Source organism: Parabacteroides sp. D25, from assembly GCF_000307475.1.
Taxonomy (GTDB): Bacteria; Bacteroidota; Bacteroidia; order Bacteroidales; family Tannerellaceae; genus Parabacteroides; species Parabacteroides distasonis.
On sequence record NZ_JH976500.1, the window covers coordinates 787,834 to 807,351 of the forward strand.

The 19,518-nt window shown below is 46.1% G+C and carries 25 protein-coding genes and 1 riboswitch; of the genes, 21 read left to right on the forward strand and 4 right to left on the reverse strand.

Annotated elements, in window-relative coordinates:
• Positions 1 to 87 precede the first annotated feature (87 nt).
• From HMPREF0999_RS03105 to HMPREF0999_RS03150, 10 genes are read left to right on the forward strand one after another with little or no spacing between them, the layout of a single operon-like run.
• The gene (locus HMPREF0999_RS03105; protein WP_009275138.1) at positions 88 to 585 is read left to right on the forward strand and encodes a L,D-transpeptidase; all 498 of its coding nucleotides are present in this window, start codon (positions 88 to 90) and stop codon (positions 583 to 585) included.
• Positions 586 to 605: 20 nt separating this feature from the next.
• Positions 606 to 1,331 (forward strand): DUF4412 domain-containing protein, encoded by a 726-nt coding sequence (locus tag HMPREF0999_RS03110; RefSeq protein WP_005857120.1) that lies wholly within the window; start codon positions 606 to 608, stop codon positions 1,329 to 1,331.
• Positions 1,332 to 1,364: 33 nt separating this feature from the next.
• A complete protein-coding gene (locus HMPREF0999_RS03115; protein WP_005857118.1) occupies positions 1,365 to 2,042 on the forward strand; it encodes a hypothetical protein in 678 nt (225 codons plus the stop codon).
• A gap of 21 nt (positions 2,043 to 2,063) precedes the next feature.
• Positions 2,064 to 2,414: a hypothetical protein gene (locus tag HMPREF0999_RS03120; protein ID WP_005857116.1), complete on the forward strand. Its 351-nt coding sequence runs from the start codon at positions 2,064 to 2,066 to the stop codon at positions 2,412 to 2,414.
• 6 nt (positions 2,415 to 2,420) lie between these two features.
• Positions 2,421 to 2,717, forward strand: a complete 297-nt coding sequence (locus HMPREF0999_RS03125) for a hypothetical protein (RefSeq protein WP_005857114.1) — start codon at positions 2,421 to 2,423, stop codon at positions 2,715 to 2,717.
• Positions 2,620 to 2,895, forward strand: a complete 276-nt coding sequence (locus HMPREF0999_RS23295) for a zinc-ribbon domain-containing protein (protein WP_080598096.1) — start codon at positions 2,620 to 2,622, stop codon at positions 2,893 to 2,895. The genes HMPREF0999_RS03125 and HMPREF0999_RS23295 overlap by 98 nt, the downstream gene beginning before the upstream one ends.
• A 33-nt stretch (positions 2,896 to 2,928) precedes the next feature.
• Positions 2,929 to 3,444 (forward strand): zinc-ribbon domain-containing protein, encoded by a 516-nt coding sequence (locus tag HMPREF0999_RS03135; protein WP_009275139.1) that lies wholly within the window; start codon positions 2,929 to 2,931, stop codon positions 3,442 to 3,444.
• Between the two features lie 31 nt (positions 3,445 to 3,475).
• Entirely contained in the window at positions 3,476 to 4,063 is a 588-nt protein-coding gene (locus HMPREF0999_RS03140) for a DUF4870 domain-containing protein (RefSeq protein ID WP_005857110.1), read from the forward strand.
• 26 nt (positions 4,064 to 4,089) lie between these two features.
• Positions 4,090 to 5,145 carry a zinc-ribbon domain-containing protein gene (locus tag HMPREF0999_RS03145; protein WP_005857108.1) on the forward strand — a complete coding sequence of 352 codons (1,056 nt, stop codon included), beginning with the start codon at positions 4,090 to 4,092 and terminating at the stop codon, positions 5,143 to 5,145.
• Positions 5,146 to 5,176: 31 nt separating this feature from the next.
• Positions 5,177 to 6,097 (forward strand): hypothetical protein, encoded by a 921-nt coding sequence (locus HMPREF0999_RS03150; RefSeq protein WP_005857106.1) that lies wholly within the window; start codon positions 5,177 to 5,179, stop codon positions 6,095 to 6,097.
• A gap of 69 nt (positions 6,098 to 6,166) precedes the next feature.
• Here the strand turns inward: HMPREF0999_RS03150 and HMPREF0999_RS03155 are convergent, their stop codons facing one another.
• Positions 6,167 to 7,834, reverse strand: a complete 1,668-nt coding sequence (locus tag HMPREF0999_RS03155) for a formate--tetrahydrofolate ligase (RefSeq protein ID WP_005857104.1) — start codon at positions 7,832 to 7,834, stop codon at positions 6,167 to 6,169.
• A gap of 393 nt (positions 7,835 to 8,227) precedes the next feature.
• On the opposite strand from HMPREF0999_RS03155, the gene HMPREF0999_RS03160 reads away from it, so the two are divergent.
• On the forward strand, positions 8,228 to 8,740 hold the full coding sequence (locus tag HMPREF0999_RS03160) for a hypothetical protein (RefSeq protein ID WP_005857102.1): 513 nt from the start codon (positions 8,228 to 8,230) through the stop codon (positions 8,738 to 8,740).
• Positions 8,741 to 8,788: 48 nt separating this feature from the next.
• Here the strand turns inward: HMPREF0999_RS03160 and HMPREF0999_RS03165 are convergent, their stop codons facing one another.
• On the reverse strand, positions 8,789 to 9,493 hold the full coding sequence (locus tag HMPREF0999_RS03165; RefSeq protein ID WP_005857099.1) for a precorrin-2 C(20)-methyltransferase: 705 nt from the start codon (positions 9,491 to 9,493) through the stop codon (positions 8,789 to 8,791).
• Between the two features lie 66 nt (positions 9,494 to 9,559).
• Positions 9,560 to 9,759: riboswitch (cobalamin riboswitch) on the forward strand.
• 62 nt (positions 9,760 to 9,821) lie between these two features.
• On the opposite strand from HMPREF0999_RS03165, the gene HMPREF0999_RS03170 reads away from it, so the two are divergent.
• The 4 genes from HMPREF0999_RS03170 (at position 9,822) to HMPREF0999_RS03185 (ending at position 13,973) form a co-directional block, all read left to right on the forward strand.
• The gene (locus HMPREF0999_RS03170) at positions 9,822 to 10,985 is read left to right on the forward strand and encodes an ABC transporter substrate-binding protein (protein ID WP_005857097.1); all 1,164 of its coding nucleotides are present in this window, start codon (positions 9,822 to 9,824) and stop codon (positions 10,983 to 10,985) included.
• A 9-nt stretch (positions 10,986 to 10,994) separates the two neighbouring features.
• Positions 10,995 to 12,032, forward strand: coding sequence for an iron ABC transporter permease (locus HMPREF0999_RS03175; protein WP_005857096.1), 1,038 nt, complete (start codon positions 10,995 to 10,997; stop codon positions 12,030 to 12,032).
• A 1-nt stretch (position 12,033) separates the two neighbouring features.
• Positions 12,034 to 13,047 (forward strand): ABC transporter ATP-binding protein, encoded by a 1,014-nt coding sequence (locus HMPREF0999_RS03180; protein WP_005857094.1) that lies wholly within the window; start codon positions 12,034 to 12,036, stop codon positions 13,045 to 13,047.
• Positions 13,048 to 13,766: 719 nt separating this feature from the next.
• On the forward strand, positions 13,767 to 13,973 hold the full coding sequence (locus HMPREF0999_RS03185; RefSeq protein ID WP_009275140.1) for a hypothetical protein: 207 nt from the start codon (positions 13,767 to 13,769) through the stop codon (positions 13,971 to 13,973).
• A gap of 329 nt (positions 13,974 to 14,302) precedes the next feature.
• Here HMPREF0999_RS03185 and HMPREF0999_RS03190 read toward each other — a convergent pair whose 3' ends face one another.
• The gene (locus HMPREF0999_RS03190; RefSeq protein ID WP_009275142.1) at positions 14,303 to 14,983 is read right to left on the reverse strand and encodes a helix-turn-helix transcriptional regulator; all 681 of its coding nucleotides are present in this window, start codon (positions 14,981 to 14,983) and stop codon (positions 14,303 to 14,305) included.
• A 154-nt stretch (positions 14,984 to 15,137) separates the two neighbouring features.
• Here HMPREF0999_RS03190 and HMPREF0999_RS03195 point away from each other — a divergent pair, with 154 nt between their 5' ends.
• Genes HMPREF0999_RS03195 through HMPREF0999_RS03210 form a run of 4 tightly spaced genes read left to right on the forward strand, consistent with a single transcriptional unit; the run spans position 15,138 to position 16,011 of the window.
• Complete coding sequence (locus tag HMPREF0999_RS03195; RefSeq protein WP_009275143.1) at positions 15,138 to 15,344, forward strand: hypothetical protein; 207 nt, start codon at positions 15,138 to 15,140, stop codon at positions 15,342 to 15,344.
• 6 nt (positions 15,345 to 15,350) lie between these two features.
• Complete coding sequence (locus HMPREF0999_RS03200) at positions 15,351 to 15,566, forward strand: hypothetical protein (protein ID WP_009275144.1); 216 nt, start codon at positions 15,351 to 15,353, stop codon at positions 15,564 to 15,566.
• 30 nt (positions 15,567 to 15,596) lie between these two features.
• Positions 15,597 to 15,821 (forward strand): hypothetical protein, encoded by a 225-nt coding sequence (locus tag HMPREF0999_RS03205; protein ID WP_009275145.1) that lies wholly within the window; start codon positions 15,597 to 15,599, stop codon positions 15,819 to 15,821.
• Positions 15,787 to 16,011: a hypothetical protein gene (locus tag HMPREF0999_RS03210; protein WP_009275146.1), complete on the forward strand. Its 225-nt coding sequence runs from the start codon at positions 15,787 to 15,789 to the stop codon at positions 16,009 to 16,011. The genes HMPREF0999_RS03205 and HMPREF0999_RS03210 overlap by 35 nt, the downstream gene beginning before the upstream one ends.
• Before the next feature lie 120 nt (positions 16,012 to 16,131).
• Here the strand turns inward: HMPREF0999_RS03210 and HMPREF0999_RS03215 are convergent, their stop codons facing one another.
• The gene (locus HMPREF0999_RS03215) at positions 16,132 to 16,467 is read right to left on the reverse strand and encodes a hypothetical protein (protein WP_009275147.1); all 336 of its coding nucleotides are present in this window, start codon (positions 16,465 to 16,467) and stop codon (positions 16,132 to 16,134) included.
• A 41-nt stretch (positions 16,468 to 16,508) separates the two neighbouring features.
• Between HMPREF0999_RS03215 and HMPREF0999_RS03220 the strand changes: the two genes are divergently transcribed.
• A complete protein-coding gene (locus HMPREF0999_RS03220) occupies positions 16,509 to 18,584 on the forward strand; it encodes a hypothetical protein (protein ID WP_009275148.1) in 2,076 nt (691 codons plus the stop codon).
• A gap of 31 nt (positions 18,585 to 18,615) precedes the next feature.
• Positions 18,616 to 19,488 carry an AAA family ATPase gene (locus HMPREF0999_RS03225; protein ID WP_009275149.1) on the forward strand — a complete coding sequence of 291 codons (873 nt, stop codon included), beginning with the start codon at positions 18,616 to 18,618 and terminating at the stop codon, positions 19,486 to 19,488.
• Positions 19,489 to 19,518: the final 30 nt, after the last annotated feature.

Consider the following 19,518-nt stretch of genomic DNA (forward strand, 5'->3'; position numbering starts at 1 on the left):
AACCATTAAAACAGGAACGGGATGAACATTTTCTCTTGCCATATACGCCGGATCGTGTTGTTGCTATTGGCACTCCTCTGAGTGCCGATGGCGACGCTACGGGCGCAGGAAGAAAAAGCGGACGGCACGAACCGGGTGATAGTATCCAAACAGGATATGCGGATAACCGTTCTTTGTCCGCAAGGCGATACGCTCGCCGTTTTTCCCATCGCTTGCGGACGCAATTACGGCGACAAGCAGCAGGAATGGGATTTCCGGACACCGGAAGGGCATTTCGTGATAGAGTCCGTGGAAGATACCTCCCTTTGGCCGCGAGACTCGACGAGGCAAGAAACTCCCGGCGAGATATACGGCCCCCGCTTCTTCCGCTTGAAAACACCCGGCTTCACGGGCATCGGCATACACGGGACCGCCAACCCCCAAGTGATACCCGGACGGATAACGATGGGCTGCATACGCCTCAGCAATGAGGACCTGAAAGCCTTCTCCCGGCTGGTGGACGTAGATACAAGGGTGGATATCCTGCCCGACAAAGGGAGAGAACGCGGCTCGCTTTCCAAGCTAGCCCGGGACGATGATTACTAACAACACTAAAAGGAATGGACATGAAAAGGTTAATCTTATTATTGATATGCGCGCTGTACGTAACGACGGCGGCGCAGGCGCAAATTTCTTTCTATGGTGAGTGGTGCCGGAAAGGGAGTGGCGAAAAGACCATCATGATCTTCGATATGAAGGAAAAGAAAGCCTACGTGATGAACGAGGCCCGGAAGACCTGCATGGTGATGGAGGAGATCGACAAGTTATCCACCAATAAGCTGGTGGGTTACGACTGGGAAGTGTCTCACTCTACCTCCCGAGAGTTTTTGGGCATGGAGGAGATAGACGGTAAGGAGTGTGCCCACTACTATGTCAAGAGCGAATCGATCTACAAGGATGGCGGCAAGGATGGCGCCGGCTATCACGAATGGATTTACTCGCCCATGAAGGTATCGAACTACAACGGCTGCATCGCCCACGACAATACGGTGTATGTGATGGACAGGACCATCGTGCTTCGCCGCGTCAAGATGGGGCCGCAACCGGCGCACCTCTTCCAAGTGCCCGAAGGGTATCAAATGACTGTGATGCCTGCCGGCGGCCTGCTGGAGATGATGACGGGGAAATCGTGCGAGGAGAACACCCAAAAAGTGGACGAGACACGCGATGCCATCCAAAAATCCAATGAGCAGATCAAGGAGCAACTGAAAGAGGTCAACGACAAGAGCAAGAGCGACGAGGAACGGATGAAGGCCTTGCTCGAGATGCTGGGCGGACAGAAGAAGAAATAGAGAAAAATTATTCACTTTAAAATAACAACGATTATGAAAACGAACATTAGATTTCTAGTTATGATCGCCGTTTCCTTGCTGACGGTATTGGGAATGAGCGCGCAAGAACCTTTCTTCCTACATAAGGAAGGCGTGAAACTGACTTACGCCGACAAGGACAAGAAAGGAAAGATCAACAGTTACACGGAGACTACCGCTACAAAGGTGACGGGAGACGCGGACAACTGCACCGTTACCTACTCGATGATGGTGATGGACAATAAAAAGAACCCGGTGCTCAAGCAACCGATGACACAGACATTCGAGGTGAAGAATGGCACGGTGACCTACGATCCCAAGTCGTTGGTAGGACAGATCATGGAGGGCATGCAAGTAACCGTGACCGGAACACCCTTCCAACTTCCCTCCAATGTCAAGGTAGGCGATACCTTCGGCGACTATACCATCACCTTGAACTTGGCCGGCATCAAGACCAATACGGAGGTGACGGGCGTGAAGGCCGTGGCCGAGGAAACCCTCGACGTGAACGGGACGAGTATCGACTGCGTCGTGATTGAGAACACTACCGTATCGAAAGTGATCGGTATCAAGCAGACCGCTATCCAGAAGATCTGGTATGGCCACGGCATTGGCCCTGTGAAGACAAACATGTATAACAAGAAGGGAAAACTGATGACAAGCCAAGAGCTAGTTTCAATAGAAGGATTGTAAACCATTAAAAACATACGTATCATGAAACAGACATTATTTACATTCATGTTCATCATAAGCCTCGTGCTTATGACGGCATGCGGAGGTTCGCCGGTAGATAAAGCCTTGGCAAAACTGGATGATGCCATTGAAAAGCTGGAGAAAAAAGGAGATAAGATGACCAAGGACGAGATGGATGCCATCATGAAAGACTTGGAGGAACCCGTTAGCGTATTGAACAAAACGATAGAAGACAACGAGGTGGGAGGTGTCACCAAGATCAAGATAATCGCCAAGGTGACGAAACTGACGGCGCTGGCCACGAAGGTCGGGATAAAGAATCTGGATATGGGAGATTTCTCGGATAAGGCGAAAGGAACTAAGAAAGAGTAAGGTGGTATGGGAGATATTTTAACAGGAATCGTAAAAGGCTTGTCCGGATTCATGCTGCAGGATGATCCCGACGTGAAGATATTCAATGCCCAGACCGAGATGAAAGAGTTCTCGGAAAGGGAGGGAAAGATCTATGCCCGTCTCGGACGGCAAGTATATGAGACGGATGGCGGCGAGAACTATCCGGAGATAAGGGCAGAGCTAGATTTACTCGCAGCCAACAAGCAGGCGGCGGAAAGCCGCCCTCGAACGTGCCGAGGCCGAGGAACGTGCCCGCCGGGAAGCCGAGGAGCAGGAGCATAGCTGCCCCAATTGCGGGGCCTATAATCCGGAGGGAACCAACTTTTGCCAAGAGTGTGGAACCCGTTTGACGCAACCCGTGCAACAAGCGCCTGCGGCGAAACGTTTCTGCCCGAACTGCGGCACGGAAGTTATCGCCGGGCATCGTTTCTGCAGCGGTTGCGGAACAAAAATGGAATGATGTATAACAGTTACTTTAAAGAAAGGAGAAATCATGGCTTTTTGTACAAACTGCGGGACAAATGTCCCGGATGGCATAAAATTCTGTACCTCATGTGGTACGCCGATGTCGGTACAGGCACAACCGCAAGCCCCGCCACCGCCCCAGCAAACCTATGTGCAGCCGCAACCTGCGCCTCAGCCACTACCGCAGCAGGCTTATGCCCCGCCATCGCAACCGGCTTACGCACAACCTCAACCGGGATACGTGGCTCCGGCGGGCGATCCGAACGCTCCGCTTCCCCCGGGAAGCAAGTATGAACCGATCACGACGGGTGGGTATATCGGTATCTTCCTGTTGATGCTTCTTCCGTTGATCAATCTCATCCTACTCATTATCTGGCCCTGCGGAGGCTGCCAGAAGGTGAACAAGGCGAACTTCGCCCGTGCGATGCTGATCATGATGATAATCGGTTCGGTCTTGTCGTTGCTGATGTTCTTCGCCGTACGGATGCTGTTCGGTAGCGAGATAGACAGCTTGATGGAAGCTTTCGGAGATCTACTCAAATAATAACAATACTAAAATTAGGAGGAAACAAATTATGGCATTCTGTGGAAAATGTGGACAACAAGTGAATGAAGGCGTGAGATTTTGCCCGGCCTGCGGATCACCTATGCAAATAGTTGCCGCCGAACCGAACAGGCAACAGACACCTCCGCCGGTACAACCGACCGATGCGGAATCAATGGCTAAGGCTACCGCCACGGCCGATGCCTTGAGCGACAAATTAAGTGGTATGAACAAGACCGCGGACCTGACCGACCAGTTCGATAAAGCCGATGTAGAGCAAAATAAGGTAATGGCTATCCTTGCTTATTTCGGGATTCTGGTATTGATCCCGATCCTTGCGGCCAAGGACTCGAAATTCGCCCGGTTCCATGCCAACCAAGGCTTGCTTTTATGCATCGCCATGTTTGGCTGGATCATAGCGGACTCCGTTCTGACCGCCCTCTTGCGGGCGATCCTATGGAGGGGATTGGGCTTATGGAGCATCTACTCTCTTTGCGGTACGGTATTGAACCTCGTTTACATCGTGTTTACGGTACTGGCAGTCATCGGTATCATTAACGCGCTGAACGGGCGAGCTAAGGAATTACCTATCATCGGTAAATACCGTCTGTTGAAATAGCATAATAACCCATAAATGTATACTTTATGACAGCAAAAGAGATTTTCTTCAAGACCCTGCAATTCGGTTGGATAAAACTAGGATTAGGATTGCTGAATATATTGATAGCCGTGCTGCTCTTCGCTATCTTGATGGGCATATCGGTCCTGTTCAATAGCGACGGAGTGGTAGCGATCATGTTTTTCATCTGGTTGGGACTTATAGGGGTAGTGAATTTCTTCTTGAATCACTACATCGGTTATCTCGTAAAAGCCGGGCATGTGGCCGTGATCGCGATGGCGTATCAAACCGGCTATGTACCTGCCAAACCCTTCGAGATGGGAAAGACGATGGTAAAGGAACGTTTCGGTACATCCAACGTGTATTTTGCCTTGGATAAACTTGTGGCGGGTTCCATTAAACAGTTACAACGTACGTTGGGACGTGTTACGGACAGTTTGCTCGGGGCGCTCCCCGGAGCTGACGGGATAAAGAGCCTCACCAACATGTTTCTCGATATCTCGTTGGGGTATGTGGACGAGTGCTGCTTAGGTTACACCTTTTACCATCCGGCTCAAAACCCTTATAAATCGGCGGCAGATGGTGTCATTATCTATTTTCAGAACTGGAAGACGTTGCTCAAGGATGCGGCGAAGACAACGGGGATGGTCATCTTATCGTTCGTGGTGGTTACGTTGATTGCGTTTATCCTCTTCGGTGGATTGTTCCGCTTGTTCGGCTGGAGCGGTTTCATGGCTTTCATTATTTCATTGTTGTTCGCCTATACAGTAAAGTATGCCTTTATTGATAGCTGGATCTTGGTGAAAATGATGAGCAGCTATATGCAAGTAGCTCCCGCCACGCAAGTTACTTTCGATCTGTATGGTAAGTTGAGCGGCTTGTCCGGTAAGTTCAAGGAGCTTTTCAAGAAAGGTAACGAGATGCCGCAACCGAATCCCACCGCTACTTCCGCAGCACAAGATCCTTTGCGACCGCAGATACCGGGACAGGTCTCAACGCCGGAAAGCCGCTTTTGCCCTCAATGCGGAATGCAATTAGCTCCGACCGCTACATTTTGCGGGAATTGCGGAGAAAGGTTATAGTTTTTAAGTTTAATCGTAAAAAATCAAGAATATGAAACGAGTATTATTTACATTGGTAGCCTGTTTAGTAGGTATTTCTTCATTGATGGCGCAATCATTCTCTCTTCCGGGGTATTTGTTTGGAAGATGTCCGGACTATAGTATTACCTATGACAAGAACGATGCGCAGGAACAGAAAGATGTTTATATATGCGATGGTAATAAAAGCGTGGTTCGTATAGACAGTTATAAATGGAACTCAAGTTCGTCTGATTGGGTATATGATGGCAAGACCGTGATGGAGAATGATAACCAAGGACGCACTTTGGTCGCTATCTCTTATTCGGCAGCCGACGTGGCAGGCGAGAAAACAGAATACACTTATACCGGAAATGGCTATGAGAAGTTCTCCGTCACTTCCTCCAGCTTTGAGGGAGGCGCATGGAAAGCCGAGGCGAAAGTGGATATAGAAGCCACTTTCAACAAAGATAAATATCCGGTCTCGATACTCATGACAGGTACGGCTGAGGGAGAGACGTTCAAGATGAAAATGGAGTGGTCTTACGATAAGAATGTCACGAAAACCTCGTCTTCCATTGATTTCGGTGGTAGTTGGATGCTTATGTCAGAAAGCAAGACGGAGATCGTGGACGCGGGAAACCCGATGATTTCGAAAAATTATCAGAAAATGTATTTCCCCGCTGAGACAAGCTGGGAATATTCAGGAAAGACACATGACTATTTCAATGGAACAACCTCTATCGCTCCTGTAGTAGAGGAGAACGAACTGAAACTTCATATTTATGGAGATGTGTTGGAAGTACAAGGAACGGAAAGCGGGATTTCTATTTATGCGATAACTGGAGGGAAAATGGCAGAGAGTAAGTCGAATCGTATTGACATCTCTCGCTTGCCAGCAGGAATCTATTTGCTAAATACAGCTAGAGGTTCTATAAAGTTTATTCATAAATAAGCAAAAGTAAGGTGCGCCTTACTGAATGTGTGAGGCGCACCTTTTTTATTTGAATCGTTTTACTGTCTATTAACTCAATCCCTCAATCATGCCATCCACGATATCGATCTTTCGGGCTTGCGGCTCTTTCGGGAGTCCCGGCATACGCATGATCTCGCCCATGACGACAACGATCATCTCGGCTCCGTTATTGATGATTACATCTCGTACTTTTAGTTCGAAATCTTTGGCGACCCCATAAGCTTTCGGATCGGAAGAGAATGAATATTGAGTCTTGGCGATACAGATCGGATAATGGGAAATACCCAAGCTTTCGATCTGACGCAATTTTTTATCGGCCAAAGTCGTATAAACAATCGAAGAAGCTCCGTATATCTTCTGGGCCACTTTTTGTACCTTCGTACGGATCGGATCATTCAGATCATATGTATATTGTAAAGGAGCGGAAGGATGATTTTCGATCGTATCAACCACTAAGCGGGCAAGCTCCGTACCCCCTTCACCGCCTTCGGCGAAAACGTTATTCATGGCGAATCCAACCCCTTTCTCCTCGCAATGCTCAGCCACTAACGCAATCTCCTCGTCCGTATCGGTAGCGAAACGGTTGAAAGTAACGATTACTTGCTGGCCGAAGCTCTTCATATTCTCAATGTGTTTATCTAAGTTAGCGAATCCGTTCTTTAATCCTTCGATATTCGGTTCCTTGATTTCTTTCTCCGGAACGCCACCATGAAGTTTCAAGCTCTGGGCAGTCGCTACGATGACTGTCAGTTTCGGTGAAAGCCCCGCTTTTCTACATTTGATATTAAAGAATTTCTCCGCGCCCAGATCAGCGCCGAAACCAGCCTCCGTAATCACATAATCTCCATAAGTAAGAGCCATTTGGGTGGCCGATATGGAATTACATCCATGGGCGATATTAGCGAAAGGACCTCCATGTACAAATGCGGGAGTATTCTCCGTTGTTTGTACAAGGTTCGGCAGTAATGCGTCTTTTAGCAATACGGTAATAGCTCCGGCTATGCCAAGATCATTTACCGTGAAAGGCTTATCTTCGTTTGTATAACCCAATAAAATATTTCCGACACGTCGTTTCAAATCCTCTATATCCGTAGCCAAGCAAAGGATCGCCATGATCTCTGAAGCGGGAGTGATGTCAAATCCGGTCTCGGTAGGGACACCGTTCGCCGAGCCGCCTAGACCCGATACGATGTTACGTAAGCTACGGTCGTTTACGTCAAGAACCCGTTTCCATTTGATCTCCTTCAATCCCTCGCAGGTGTTGCGGGTCTGATAAATATAGTTATCCAATAAAGCGGTAATCATATTGTGGGCGGAAGTAACCGCATGAAAATCCCCTGTAAAATGCAAGTTGATGTTTTCCATGGGAAGCACTTGGGCATATCCACCTCCGGCAGCACCACCTTTCATGCCGAAACACGGGCCAAGAGACGGCTCACGTAAAGCGACCACCGCTTTCTTCCCTATTTTATTCAGCCCTAAAGCCAGACCGATCGAAACCGTAGTCTTTCCGATTCCCGCTTTAGTGGGAGTGATAGCGGTCACTAAAATTAAATTATGCTGGTCCATTTGCTTTTTATCGATCAAATGGATAGGAACCTTGGCAATATACCTGCCATAATTTTGTACTTCCTCACGAGGGATACCTAACGTTGTCGCAACTTCCTTAATTTTACGCAAGTCTGTTTCTCTTGCTATCTCAATGTCCGATTTCATGTGCTTTATGTAAGTTTATATAGTTTGAACAAAGTAAATCTAATTTATTATAATAACAAAATGATACGGAACAAGGTTTTCCCCCTTTATGGAATAATAAGATTGTGTTATTTTGATATTTTTGTGCGAAGATGGCGAGGATCTTGCTTTTTGTGATAGCTGTCAGGCTTGAAATTAAACTTTTTGTAAAGTGAGCTTTGCAAAAATCATACGTTTTGCTTGTTGTACTTTTAAAGAATTATAAAATAGTCTTTAAAATTATTCATCTGTAATAATTTGATTAATTTTGTGATGTCACAACGATAAAAAGAAACCTAAAATGGTTTGAGTGTGATAAATTGAAACAGATAAGAGACTAATAACATTAGCAATATAATATGTAAATTTAAGGTTATGTCAACAGTAAGATTTAGTCAGGTTACATTTGCTACTAAATCGTGGGTAGCAGAAGCATGGGAAAAGATGGTAGTGGAATTGTTTAGCGGTCGTGTCGTAGCGGAAGTCAAACAATTGGATGAAGTATGTGAATCAAAGTGGGAAGTAGAATTGAAGAAGCTTCAAAACGAGGTTCATTCTTTATGTCATCATGCGATCCATCAATTGCTCCCGATAGCCGGCTCTTATCAACAGGCGTTACTGGATGACGTTGCCCAAGCCTATACGGTATACGCTCCGGAAGAAGCAGAGTCTATCTTCAACCGGGGAAACCAAGCGATCGAGGATATCAAAGGACATGTATCGGGTATTCGCTACAACGCTTGTAAAATGCGTGAGGCGAACCGTAAAGTAAGCGAGTTGGAAGATATGCACGCAAAAGCGGTCATGTACCATAATTCAGTGAAACCTTATATGGATACACTTCGTTTCCATATCGATCAGCTTAAGCATATATTGCATGTAGCGTAATAAGATGGGCTGTCCGGGTTTGGTTACTCTCCGGGCAGCCTTCTTCTTTTAGCGAGGTTGGATAATCAGTAGGGAGAAATAGGGGAAATCCTTGGAATGTATAGTGGCGATATCAGTAGTATAATATTCTTTTCTTGTTCCTACATTCTCGAAATAATGAAAAACCGCCTTATCCGCATACTGCCGGATACAAGTATGAATAGCCTCTTGGCAACCCGGTAATTTCATGATGACGATGATCATTCCATTTTCTATTTTTGCCGAAAGTTCATCGAACGACGCAGTCCCGGGGATTACGTTAATTTGCTCCTCTTGTTTTACGATATGTATCCCGGCCAAGGCACCTGCCGCTATAAATGCCGGAATTCCTGCGATTCGATCTACCGGGATTCCTGTTTCCTCGAATTTATCGTATACATATTGTATAGATGAATAAAAACCAGCGTCTCCCTCGGCGACGATCACGATTTGTTTCCCTTTCAAATATTCAGCTTGGGCATCCAGAAACAATTCGTTATAAGCGTTTAACGCATCTGTCCGTTCCTTACTCATTGGCAAAATAAACGGATGGATCAAGGATTCGTCTACCTCAATAGCTTTCAATATATCCGTCGCCCGAGATATGATTCCATGCTTGCCTTGTGTAGCAGGACAATAGATAATATCAGCCTTTTGTAATGTTTTAAGCCCTTTCAGCGTAATTAATTCCGGATCACCGGGACCTAATGAGACGAAGTGAATAGGATGATTCATGTGTATCTGTTTTTATTTGAAACGCAAAAGTCCTTAAAATTGTGGATGTATACAAATATTCTTACTACTTTTGTCACTGTAACAGGCTCCGCTTATCTCTTTTTCCGGGAGGCGGATTAAAAGGGAACCGGGTGAGAATCCCGGACAGACCACGCTGCTGTGAACTTTTAAACATTCGGACAATACCTTGGCCACTGGTTTTGTAATCGGGAAGGCGTCCTGAATGGAAGTAAGTCAGAAGACCTGCCGGTTCATAAATAAATGTTGCTGTCCCGTGGAGCAGGACGAGAGTAACTGTCAATGATCAACTGTCAATTAAACAAGGATTATGAATAAGTTTATAGCGGGTGGATGCTTGCTTTTATCGGTATTGACTTTATCATGTACTTCAGGTATCCGTGAAAAAGGAGAAATAGGGAAGACGGCTTCCGTAGAGCAATCTGCGTTCTCGCAAGAGCAGGTTAAGCCTTTATACGCCCAAGGATTCAAGCTTACCTATGCGGATCAATATCTCTTGGCTGATATCCAAGATCCTCAAAATGAGGAAAGCACCACGTTTCATTATGCGTTCGTGAAAAGAGGTGCGAAACCCACGGGGATTCCCGCTGATTATACGGTGATAGAGCTTCCTATCCGAAGCGTTATCTGTATGACTTCCCTGCAATTATCGAACTTTATTAAATTGGGTGCCTTGGATAGGGTCGTTGGGATTACCAGTACACGGCATTTGTTCAATAAAGAGATGAACGAACGCCTGAAAGAAGGTAAAACCGCTAAGATCGGTATCGAGGGGAATTTCGATAACGAGGTTATCATGAGCATGAATCCTGATTTGATCCTTGTATCGCCATTCAAGCGGGGAGGCTATGAGACGCTGAAAGACGTGGGTATTCCCTTGATTCCCCATTTGGGTTATAAGGAGACTACGCCATTGGGACAGGCCGAGTGGATCAAGTTCGTAGGCTTGCTGTTGGGGATAGAGAAAGATGGCAATGAGCGTTTCGCCACCATCGAGAAGAGGTATAATGAATTAAAGGAACTTACGGCGGATGGTAAGGTTAAAAAACGTCCGATCGTTTTTAGTGGCGAGTTACGGGGTGGAAACTGGTATGCCGTAGGAGGAAAGAGCTTCTTAGCGCAACTTTTCAAGGATGCCGGCGCTGATTATTTCTTGAAAGATGATGAGCGATCCGGTGGTGTTACATTAGACTTCGAGACGGTCTATAACCAAGCGGACGACGCTGATTATTGGCGTATCGTGAATAGTTTCCCGGGAACGTTCAGCTATGAGGCATTGAAAGAGCAAGATCCTCGTTATGAGGATTTCCGTGCGTTCCGGGAGAAAGGAATTATCTATTGTAATATGAAGAACACGCCGTTTTATGAGAGTATGCCGACAGAACCGGAGATCGTCCTAGCGGATTTGCTTCATATCTTTCATCCGGATTTATTACCGGATCATGAGTCGGTCTATTATTCTCGACTTAAATAAGGAACACTGATGAGACATTCAAATACCCTATGGATGCTGGCGATTGTCACGGCTATTTTTGTTCTAATCTTTTTGAATTTGGTGTTGGGGTCAGTCTCTATTCCTCTTCAATCGGTTTGGCATATTATCTGGAATTTAGGAAATGAGCCTATTACATGGCAGAATATTATCTGGAAATCCCGACTACCACAGGCATTGACAGCGTTGGTAGCGGGAGCTGGCTTATCCATCAGCGGCTTACAGATGCAAACCGTTTTCCGTAATCCATTGGCCGGACCTTCGGTCTTAGGTATCAGTTCGGGAGCGAGCATGGGTGTCGCTTTCGTGGTGTTGTTAAGCGGTAGTTTAGGGGGCGTTGCCTTGAGTAAACTTGGTTTTATGGGGGAGATCGCCTTATCGATAGCGGCCGTGATCGGTTCCTTATCCGTGATGGCGCTGATCGTGTATGTTTCCCAAAAGGTAAAAGGAAATGTCACGTTGTTGATTATCGGTGTGATGATCGGTTACGTGGCAAACGCCGTGATCGGTGTACTTAAATTCTTTAGCGTCGAGGAGGATATCCGTGCATACGTGATTTGGGGATTGGGTAGTTTCGCCCGTGTTTCCGGTAATCAGATGACGTTGTTCGTGATTCTTATGACAATCTTGATCCCTCTCTCGTTCCTGCTTATCAAGACCATGAACTTGATGCTTCTTGGGGATAGCTACGCACGCAATTTGGGACTTAATATCAAGCGGGCCCGTTTGTTGGTTATCACCTCGGCTGGGGTCCTTACGGCGATTGTCACTGCTTATTGCGGACCTATTATCTTCTTGGGGCTAGCCGTTCCGCATTTATGCCGGGCCATATTTCAAACTTCCGACCATCGGATTTTAATGCCTGCGGTCTTATTCGCCGGTGCGGCGTTGGCGTTGATCTGTAATTTGATCGCCCGTATGCCGGGGTTCGAGGGAGCGTTACCTGTCAACTCGGTAACCGCTTTAGTAGGTGCTCCAGTAGTGGCCTCAGTATTATTTAGAAAACGTAAGAATGAATTGAACGAGTAAGATGAAACAAGATACGATTCATATTAACGGACTTTCGATCGGTTACCATTCTAAGAGTAGTACAAAGCTGGTAGCTAAAGGTATACACTCTACGATCTATAGTGGTGAATTAACCTGTTTGCTGGGTGCTAACGGGGTGGGGAAGTCTACTTTATTGCGCACGTTATCGGCTTTCCAACCTAAATTAGATGGGGAAATATTGGTCCTAGGAAAAGATATAGATACTTATTCCGATAAGGAATTGAGCACCACGATCGGTGTCGTGCTGACCGATAAATGTGAGATCCGGAATATGTTGGTACGGGAATTGGTCGGGATGGGACGTAGCCCGTATACCGGCTTCTGGGGTAAGTTGAGCAAGGATGATAAGCGGATCGTGGAAGAATCCATCGCCCTTGTCCGCATTGAGGAACTAGCATCCCGCATGGTCCATACCTTATCGGATGGAGAACGCCAGAAAGTGATGATCGCTAAGGCGCTCGCTCAGGAGACTCCGGTTATTTACTTGGATGAACCTACCGCATTCCTTGATTTCCCCAGCAAGGTAGAGATTATGCAATTACTCCATCATCTAACCCGGAAAACGAATAAGACGATATTTATGTCCACTCACGATTTGGAGCTGGCTCTTCAGATATCGGATAAGATCTGGTTAATGGACAAAGCGAATGGTATCTCTACCGGTACTCCCGAGGATTTGGCATTGAGTGGTCATCTAAGCAACTTTTTCGCCCGGAAAGGGATTGTTTTCGATAAGGATACCGGATTATTCCGTATAGATAATCAATTCTCTCGACAGATTCGCCTCGTTGGACATGGACAGAAATACGCTATGGTGCGTAAAGGGCTCCAGCGAAACGGAATTTTGGCGAATCGGGAAGTGGAATCGAATATTTGGATTGAGACTGGCGATTTAAAGACCACCCACTTTATCATCCATGAGACTTCCGGCGGTACCTATATCACCCAAACGATAGAAGAATTACTTGCCTATTTTGATACTGAAAAATCATAACTATGAAATTTTCAATTCATAACTATGTTTTTCTTCATTCATAGTTATGAATTTTTTCCATTTACATCCATTGTTTTAAAGTAAGCTAGCTTCGTCGACTTTCCTGTAATTGCTTGAAAGATACATACAACTTTAATTCCACCATTCCTGTCACTCCTACGGCTGTGTGGAGTACAGGTGTTGTATATACCAACACATCTTCTCGCTTTTCAATTTCAGTTTGATCAAATGGTCCGGGAACAGCCACCCCTAATACTTGTCTGCCTTTCGTAGGGAATGGCTACAGACAAGAAGAATAAGCTTCCCATATAAGGGGGGTAAAACGAAATGTGTAAAGACCTACTGGTAGGGAAAATGACCATACAATAAGAATATCAATAAGTTAGACGGGTGAAGAGTAGGAGAAGTGTGCAAAACGAAAAGTGACACAGCCTTTACACTGGGCTTACATCGGCGGCCTATTTTGAACGGTTTTTAAACGGTTGCTTTACATTGGGGGGTACACAGGATTAATATAGGACCCGTACGGGCGCAAACGGGGCGCACAGGGATGTTTGATTGGCTCGGACGGGTGTTTGCTTGCCGGAGTGGTAAAGAGGCTTTAAACGGCCTCTTTTCTTTTATCCGGTTTCGATTATGATCGTGAGAAATATTTCTTTGATTATTCCAAATAATTATTATTTGGTATCTTTGCGAGAAAGAAAAATACCAAATGAGTTATGACGAAGGTTATCCATGTACATTTGATCTATGAGAAGAAGAACTATTATTTCGGCAGTCTTTCAGCCATCTTTGACGTGTTGACGGAGGCAGAAGTAGGTATTACCAAAAGCAGCCTTCTACACGCCGGGATGATCGATGGAAGCTGCAAAATAACGAAACGGGCAATGATTATCCAGTCGCACCTGATAAGAAGCGGTAAGTAGTTGTTTTATTAGTATTTAAGCCGTATTTAAACGGCTTCCCTTATGATAGCGGGTTTCCTACCGATTTGAACGGTCGGAAATACCGCTTTTTTGGTGTTGGGGATGCGATTGGGGATGCATTTGGAGGCGCATTTTTACTAAAACAAAAACGAAATGTATTATAAGGGGATGCGTTTGGGGATGCAAAACTATATGTTTTTATGGTACATTTACCTATATATAATACTTCGTTGTGGTTCTAATACGGGGTTTTTGCGCATATTGAGTAGTATAAAATCATAAGTTTTTTATTATTGCAGCCTATATAATAAGGCGTAAATATCTAAATATCAAAATAATCTATGCATACTTCCCAAAACTGCAAACACTTTTCGTATCATATTGATAGGAATCTCCTGTTCTCCATATTCAGGACTCTTATTTGTGGGTATTAAACGAACAAAGCCTTTTCTTTCTGACATGCGTATTCGTTTAACTGTTCTGTAATTGTCTGTTATAATTCCATAGATTTCACCGTATGGCAAATACTCAATCGGGTCAGTCATTTCTTTCAGAGCAATAAAATCACCATTATTTAATTCTGGTTCCATTGAGTGACCAGTGATATTACACCAAACAACGCCTTCTTTATTGTATGGTGGGAAATTGATGTAATAATCAGGGTTATTGGTTTGATCATTTAGTACTAAATCAAAGCCACCAATGAAATCTACATTATAATAAGGTGCTCCTTTATATTCATAGTTTACTTCGGGTAATTCATTTTTTTCTATATCTTCTTTATTATCAATCAATTCTAATCCATTATTTTTTAACATTGAACCTCTACCAGTAAGAAGCCAATCTGAATTAAGATCAGGAAATGCGTAGAGTATTTTCTCACATTTGTCAGAGCCTATATTCTCACCCTTATCTAATGCTCCATTAGATAATCCAGATTGTTGGTAAAATCTGTATTTGCTAATACCTTTATTTTCAATGTATTGCCGTATTCTTTGAACTGTGCCCATAATTTTATTAGTAAATTTACTCGCGAAATATTTTGTTATTAGAAGATTTACTATTAATATTGCAGTGTATTTAAAATATAAACACGCCTCAAAGATATGAAAAGGCGGCCATATAAACGAATATTAGAAGTAAAACTTAAAAATGACAAAGGATATGAATGACGAGATTCAAGAATGGCAGACACAAAGCGTGAAGCACAAAGTCGCTTACGTGTTGATGATGGACGGTATCAGTTTCAGATACACTGAAGAGACCGGGATTGTGTTTTCCGCTCCCGATTTTTATGTAAAGAATCTTATCCGGCGCTTGATGAGTTGCTACGGCGTGAGTTTGAAACCGATTATAAACGAATATAAATAAGAAACGATGAAGGCAAAAGTGATTATCGCTCAGGCGACGGCAGAAACAGTAGGATTTCTTTACGAACTGGTTAAGGGAATGGCAGAGAAAACAGCTATCAAGTCTTATCCGAGCGTGGACTGTCAAGCCGTGTTCTTTCCGGTGGATAAACATGACCTGTCTTTTGTGAAGCGGGTATTGGTAGATAGGAGCTTTTCTTTTAGAGTGGAAAATGCTGAGTAACAACAATAACAGATTAAGATAGATATAGAAATGAAGAGACGAATCATAGTAGAATATGGAGAGGTAAAGCGGATCGCTTTGCTGATGAATTGCACGCCGGAAATGGTATCATACAGCCTGGCATACCGGAAGAACACCCGGCTGGCGCAGGCGATCCGGAAAATGGCTTTGATGCGTGGCGGAGTTGAAGTGGGTGACGAACCGATAAACGATATGAACCATGGGAACGATATGGCAGGAGTTGTTCAAGAGTGAGCTGGCGTGGTGGAAGTCGCTCACCGCAAAACAAAAGTTTTATGCTGGGTATTTTCTTTTCAGCTTCACCCTGCTACTTGGAATGGCAGAAGAAAATCCCTTATGGCTGGTTATGCTGGTCGTGCTGAACTTCGGCAATTCCGCACGGCTGTTAAAACGAGTGCCGACAAATAAATTAGAGGAGGATTAAATTATGGCAACAAAGAAAGTATATGACGCCTGCTGCAGGGCGATGAAAAAAGGCAGACACATGGCATGTTCAAGCACCAATCCTGAATTTCATAGAATTGTGCGCCCGCCTTTAAAAGAGTTATTTGGGCACAAATGTTTGGTTAGCGAGACAGAGTTTATGCGATGCTGCGAACGCGAAAAGCGATGCCACCTTAACGAGGACAGCATCTTGCGTGTGATGTATTTGGAACGTAGAATATAATGATGCCATACTTTCATTATCATGGAGATAAACTTCAGAGAAATTTTTAATGCCAACACTTCCACCGAAAGACTTAATGCTTTGGACAAGTTCTTTCGCGTCTGTTTCAGCTATGCCGGCACGATCTCCAATAAATATTCGATAGAATGTATAGGTTGCCGTTCCGGGTTCTTTTCTCAATTTCTCTGTTATAGGATCTTCAATTCTATCCATAACTAACATTTTTCTGCAAATGTAAACAAAATAACCGAGTGATGGAATATTTTGAAAACGAACTATGTGTAACCTACGAGGAGCTTACCTCCGGCGATGATCCTGTTATAAAGTATAACACTTTGAAAAGTAATATCGCAAGAGGCAACATCCGAACTGCTCATCGTGGCGGTGGCGAAGGTTCCTACGCATTGATAATCTATTCCTCGCTCCGTGAAAAATACAAGATCCGTTTCGTTGCGAAATACGGCGATCCGACAGAATTATTAAAACAACAGCGTATGATAGACAGGGTAAAGATAGACGACAAAGCCCGTACATTTTTCGAGGATCATCGCTATGAAATGAACGGCGTGGAAACCAGCCTTAGCGACAAGCTGAAAGCGGAATACACGCTGAACGCCTCGGTCCTTAACGCGCTTGTCATTGATTTGGAGATAAAGATGCGAGATCGCAAGATGTACGGCAACAGCCTGAGCACCGTATGGGAAAATGTGGCAGCCACCAGCGAGAACCTGCGCGAGATATACCACCACACCCTGCCGGAAAACCTCGCCCGGCTGAAAGAGAAAATCAGCCGGTACAAAAAGGAAAGTTATGCTTCCCTTATTTCCGGAAAGGTCGGCAATAAAAGCACCGTCAAGATTACCCCGGAGATGGGCCGCCAACTGATCGCCCTGCGCCGGAGCCGGGTCCCAGTCTATAACTATGCGCAAATATTTGATGAAATAAACCGCATCGCGCTGGAAAAGGACTGGAAACCGCTCAAAAGCAAGCGGAGCATGGTGCAATGGTTCGAACGTCCGGAAATTGAGCAGCTTTGGTATGACGCTGTATTCGGCGAAATGGCCGCCCACCAGCGTTACGGCAGGAAGCACAAGACGAAACTACCCGACCGGCGCGACACCCTCTGGTACGGCGACGGTACGAAACTGAACTTGTATTACAGGGACGAGGACGGAAAGGTACGCACCACGATGGTGTACGAAGTGGTCGATGCGTACAGCGAGGTTCTTCTGGGTTACTATATCAGCGATCACGAGAATTTCGAGGCGCAATACAACGCCTACCGCATGGCCATCCAGGTGAGCGGGCACAAGCCTTTCGAGATTGTGCACGACAACCAGGGCGGACACAAGAAACTGAACCGGAAGGAAGGGGACGAAAAGGAAGGCTTTTTCGACAGGATATGCCATATCCACCGTCCGACAGCCCCGTACAGCGGGCAATCCAAGACGATTGAAAACATATTCAGCCGGTTCCAGCAGCAGGAACTGCATAAGGACTGGCGGTTTACCGGTATGAACATCACGGCGGTGAGAGCCGAAAGCCGTCCGAACCTTGAGTTTGTTGACGAAAACGACGACCAGCTTTTCACCCTGGACGAACTGAAAGCCCACTACGCTGAAGCACGCAAGGCTTGGAACGAGGCCAAGCACCCGGCGACCGGGATTCCCCGCATTGAGATGTACGAAAAAAGCGTGAACGAGGAAACCGACGTGGTAACGGTGCACGACATGGTGGACATCTTCTGGATCTGGACAAAACGCCCGGCCACTTTCACCGATCAAGGCATACAGATAACCATCGGCAAGCTGAAAAAGACCTACGAGGTATTTGCAGTCCCCGGAGAGCCTGACCATGAGTGGCGGCGGAAAAACACGTACCGCAAGTTCCATGTCAAGTACGACCCGAACGACCTCCGGAGTATCCGCCTGTATTGGAGGGACAATGCCGGGCAGCTCCGGTTCGAACGGGTGGCGGAACCTTACATGGTTATTCACCGTGCCATTCAGGACCAAGCGGAAGGTGAGGCCGAATTTATCCGGCAGGAACAGGAGGCGAATATCCGCGACCGTATCGAACGCCAGGTGATAGCCAAAGAAATAGAATGGGCTTACGGCGTGGCTCCCGAACAGAAAGGACTGAGTACCCCGAAACTGAAAGGCGTGACCAAAGAGGTGCAGCGTGAAATCGACCGCAGGACCGGACGGTACAGCTGCGACCCGGAAGAAATCCGGCTGGGTAGGAGCACCAAGAAAGCCAGCCTCCTTACCTGGGATCAGCTGACGGAAAACAAGATTGTGGATACCCGCAAGGTGGCAGGTAAATTATAAATAGAAAACAATAACGATAAAAATAATTGAAATGGAGCCATTAAGTACCAAAGAAAAGGACGCTATCCGCGAGGCACTCCGGATATACGTCGCCAAATACCCGAGCCAGAACAAGGCAGCGGGCAGCTTAAAGAACACCAGTGTCGGGACGATCAGCAGTATCATGAACGGCAAGTATGAGAATATCTCGGACGATATGTTCCGCAAGATCGCCTCGCAGGTAGGCGGCGGAAAGGCCGAAACCGGCTGGCAGATCGTGGAAACGTCCGCCTATCAGGAAATAAGCTATGTGCTGGATGACGCCCAGCGCTGGCGCAACGTGACGTGGGTGGTCGGCGAGGCCGGATGCGGAAAGACGACGACGGCGCGCCTTTACACGGAAGAGCACAAGGAGGTTTTCTACATCCTTTGCTCCGAGGACATGAAGAAGGGTGACTTCGTGCGTGAGATCGCCCAAAAGGTCGGGATCAAGACGGACGGGCACAATATCCGTGAGATCTGGGGCCTGATCCTGGACGACGTGATACAGATGGACGCTCCGCTTTTGATCTTCGACGAGGCGGACAAGCTGACCGAGCCGGTGTTCCATTACTTCATTAGCATGTACAACAAGCTGGAGGATAAAAGCGGAATCGTTTTCCTTTCCACCGACTACATCAAGAAGCGCATCAGCCTCGGTTTGCGCCATCAGAAACCCGGATATAAGGAGTTTTTCAGCCGCATGGGGCGTAAATACTTCGAACTGGAGGAAACGACCGCCGGCGATGTCTACTCCATCTGCGTGGCCAACGGCGTGCAGGACAAGAAGAAGATCGAGGAGGTGATCCGGGATGCCGAGCCGTGCGACTTCGACCTTCGCCGCGTGAAGAAGGCAATCCACCGAGCCAAACGGATGGGTGAGTAAAACAGCGTTTTAATAACATTCAAACACCGT

What these genes read in the sequence shown, in the direction of transcription:
- HMPREF0999_RS03105 (WP_009275138.1), top strand. Translation starts at nt 88, where the DNA reads ATGGCGACGCTACGGGCGCAGGAAGAAAAAGCGGACGGCACGAACCGG.
- HMPREF0999_RS03110 (WP_005857120.1), top strand. Translation starts at nt 606, where the DNA reads ATGAAAAGGTTAATCTTATTATTGATATGCGCGCTGTACGTAACGACG.
- HMPREF0999_RS03115 (WP_005857118.1), top strand. Translation starts at nt 1,365, where the DNA reads ATGAAAACGAACATTAGATTTCTAGTTATGATCGCCGTTTCCTTGCTG.
- HMPREF0999_RS03120 (WP_005857116.1), top strand. Translation starts at nt 2,064, where the DNA reads ATGAAACAGACATTATTTACATTCATGTTCATCATAAGCCTCGTGCTT.
- HMPREF0999_RS03125 (WP_005857114.1), top strand. Translation starts at nt 2,421, where the DNA reads ATGGGAGATATTTTAACAGGAATCGTAAAAGGCTTGTCCGGATTCATG.
- HMPREF0999_RS03135 (WP_009275139.1), top strand. Translation starts at nt 2,929, where the DNA reads ATGGCTTTTTGTACAAACTGCGGGACAAATGTCCCGGATGGCATAAAA.
- HMPREF0999_RS03140 (WP_005857110.1), top strand. Translation starts at nt 3,476, where the DNA reads ATGGCATTCTGTGGAAAATGTGGACAACAAGTGAATGAAGGCGTGAGA.
- HMPREF0999_RS03145 (WP_005857108.1), top strand. Translation starts at nt 4,090, where the DNA reads ATGACAGCAAAAGAGATTTTCTTCAAGACCCTGCAATTCGGTTGGATA.
- HMPREF0999_RS03150 (WP_005857106.1), top strand. Translation starts at nt 5,177, where the DNA reads ATGAAACGAGTATTATTTACATTGGTAGCCTGTTTAGTAGGTATTTCT.
- HMPREF0999_RS03155 (WP_005857104.1), bottom strand. Translation starts at nt 7,834, where the DNA reads ATGAAATCGGACATTGAGATAGCAAGAGAAACAGACTTGCGTAAAATT.
- HMPREF0999_RS03160 (WP_005857102.1), top strand. Translation starts at nt 8,228, where the DNA reads ATGTCAACAGTAAGATTTAGTCAGGTTACATTTGCTACTAAATCGTGG.
- HMPREF0999_RS03165 (WP_005857099.1), bottom strand. Translation starts at nt 9,493, where the DNA reads ATGAATCATCCTATTCACTTCGTCTCATTAGGTCCCGGTGATCCGGAA.
- HMPREF0999_RS03170 (WP_005857097.1), top strand. Translation starts at nt 9,822, where the DNA reads ATGAATAAGTTTATAGCGGGTGGATGCTTGCTTTTATCGGTATTGACT.
- HMPREF0999_RS03175 (WP_005857096.1), top strand. Translation starts at nt 10,995, where the DNA reads ATGAGACATTCAAATACCCTATGGATGCTGGCGATTGTCACGGCTATT.
- HMPREF0999_RS03180 (WP_005857094.1), top strand. Translation starts at nt 12,034, where the DNA reads ATGAAACAAGATACGATTCATATTAACGGACTTTCGATCGGTTACCAT.
- HMPREF0999_RS03185 (WP_009275140.1), top strand. Translation starts at nt 13,767, where the DNA reads ATGACGAAGGTTATCCATGTACATTTGATCTATGAGAAGAAGAACTAT.
- HMPREF0999_RS03190 (WP_009275142.1), bottom strand. Translation starts at nt 14,983, where the DNA reads ATGGGCACAGTTCAAAGAATACGGCAATACATTGAAAATAAAGGTATT.
- HMPREF0999_RS03195 (WP_009275143.1), top strand. Translation starts at nt 15,138, where the DNA reads ATGAATGACGAGATTCAAGAATGGCAGACACAAAGCGTGAAGCACAAA.
- HMPREF0999_RS03200 (WP_009275144.1), top strand. Translation starts at nt 15,351, where the DNA reads ATGAAGGCAAAAGTGATTATCGCTCAGGCGACGGCAGAAACAGTAGGA.
- HMPREF0999_RS03205 (WP_009275145.1), top strand. Translation starts at nt 15,597, where the DNA reads ATGAAGAGACGAATCATAGTAGAATATGGAGAGGTAAAGCGGATCGCT.
- HMPREF0999_RS03210 (WP_009275146.1), top strand. Translation starts at nt 15,787, where the DNA reads ATGGGAACGATATGGCAGGAGTTGTTCAAGAGTGAGCTGGCGTGGTGG.
- HMPREF0999_RS03215 (WP_009275147.1), bottom strand. Translation starts at nt 16,467, where the DNA reads ATGGATAGAATTGAAGATCCTATAACAGAGAAATTGAGAAAAGAACCC.
- HMPREF0999_RS03220 (WP_009275148.1), top strand. Translation starts at nt 16,509, where the DNA reads ATGGAATATTTTGAAAACGAACTATGTGTAACCTACGAGGAGCTTACC.
- HMPREF0999_RS03225 (WP_009275149.1), top strand. Translation starts at nt 18,616, where the DNA reads ATGGAGCCATTAAGTACCAAAGAAAAGGACGCTATCCGCGAGGCACTC.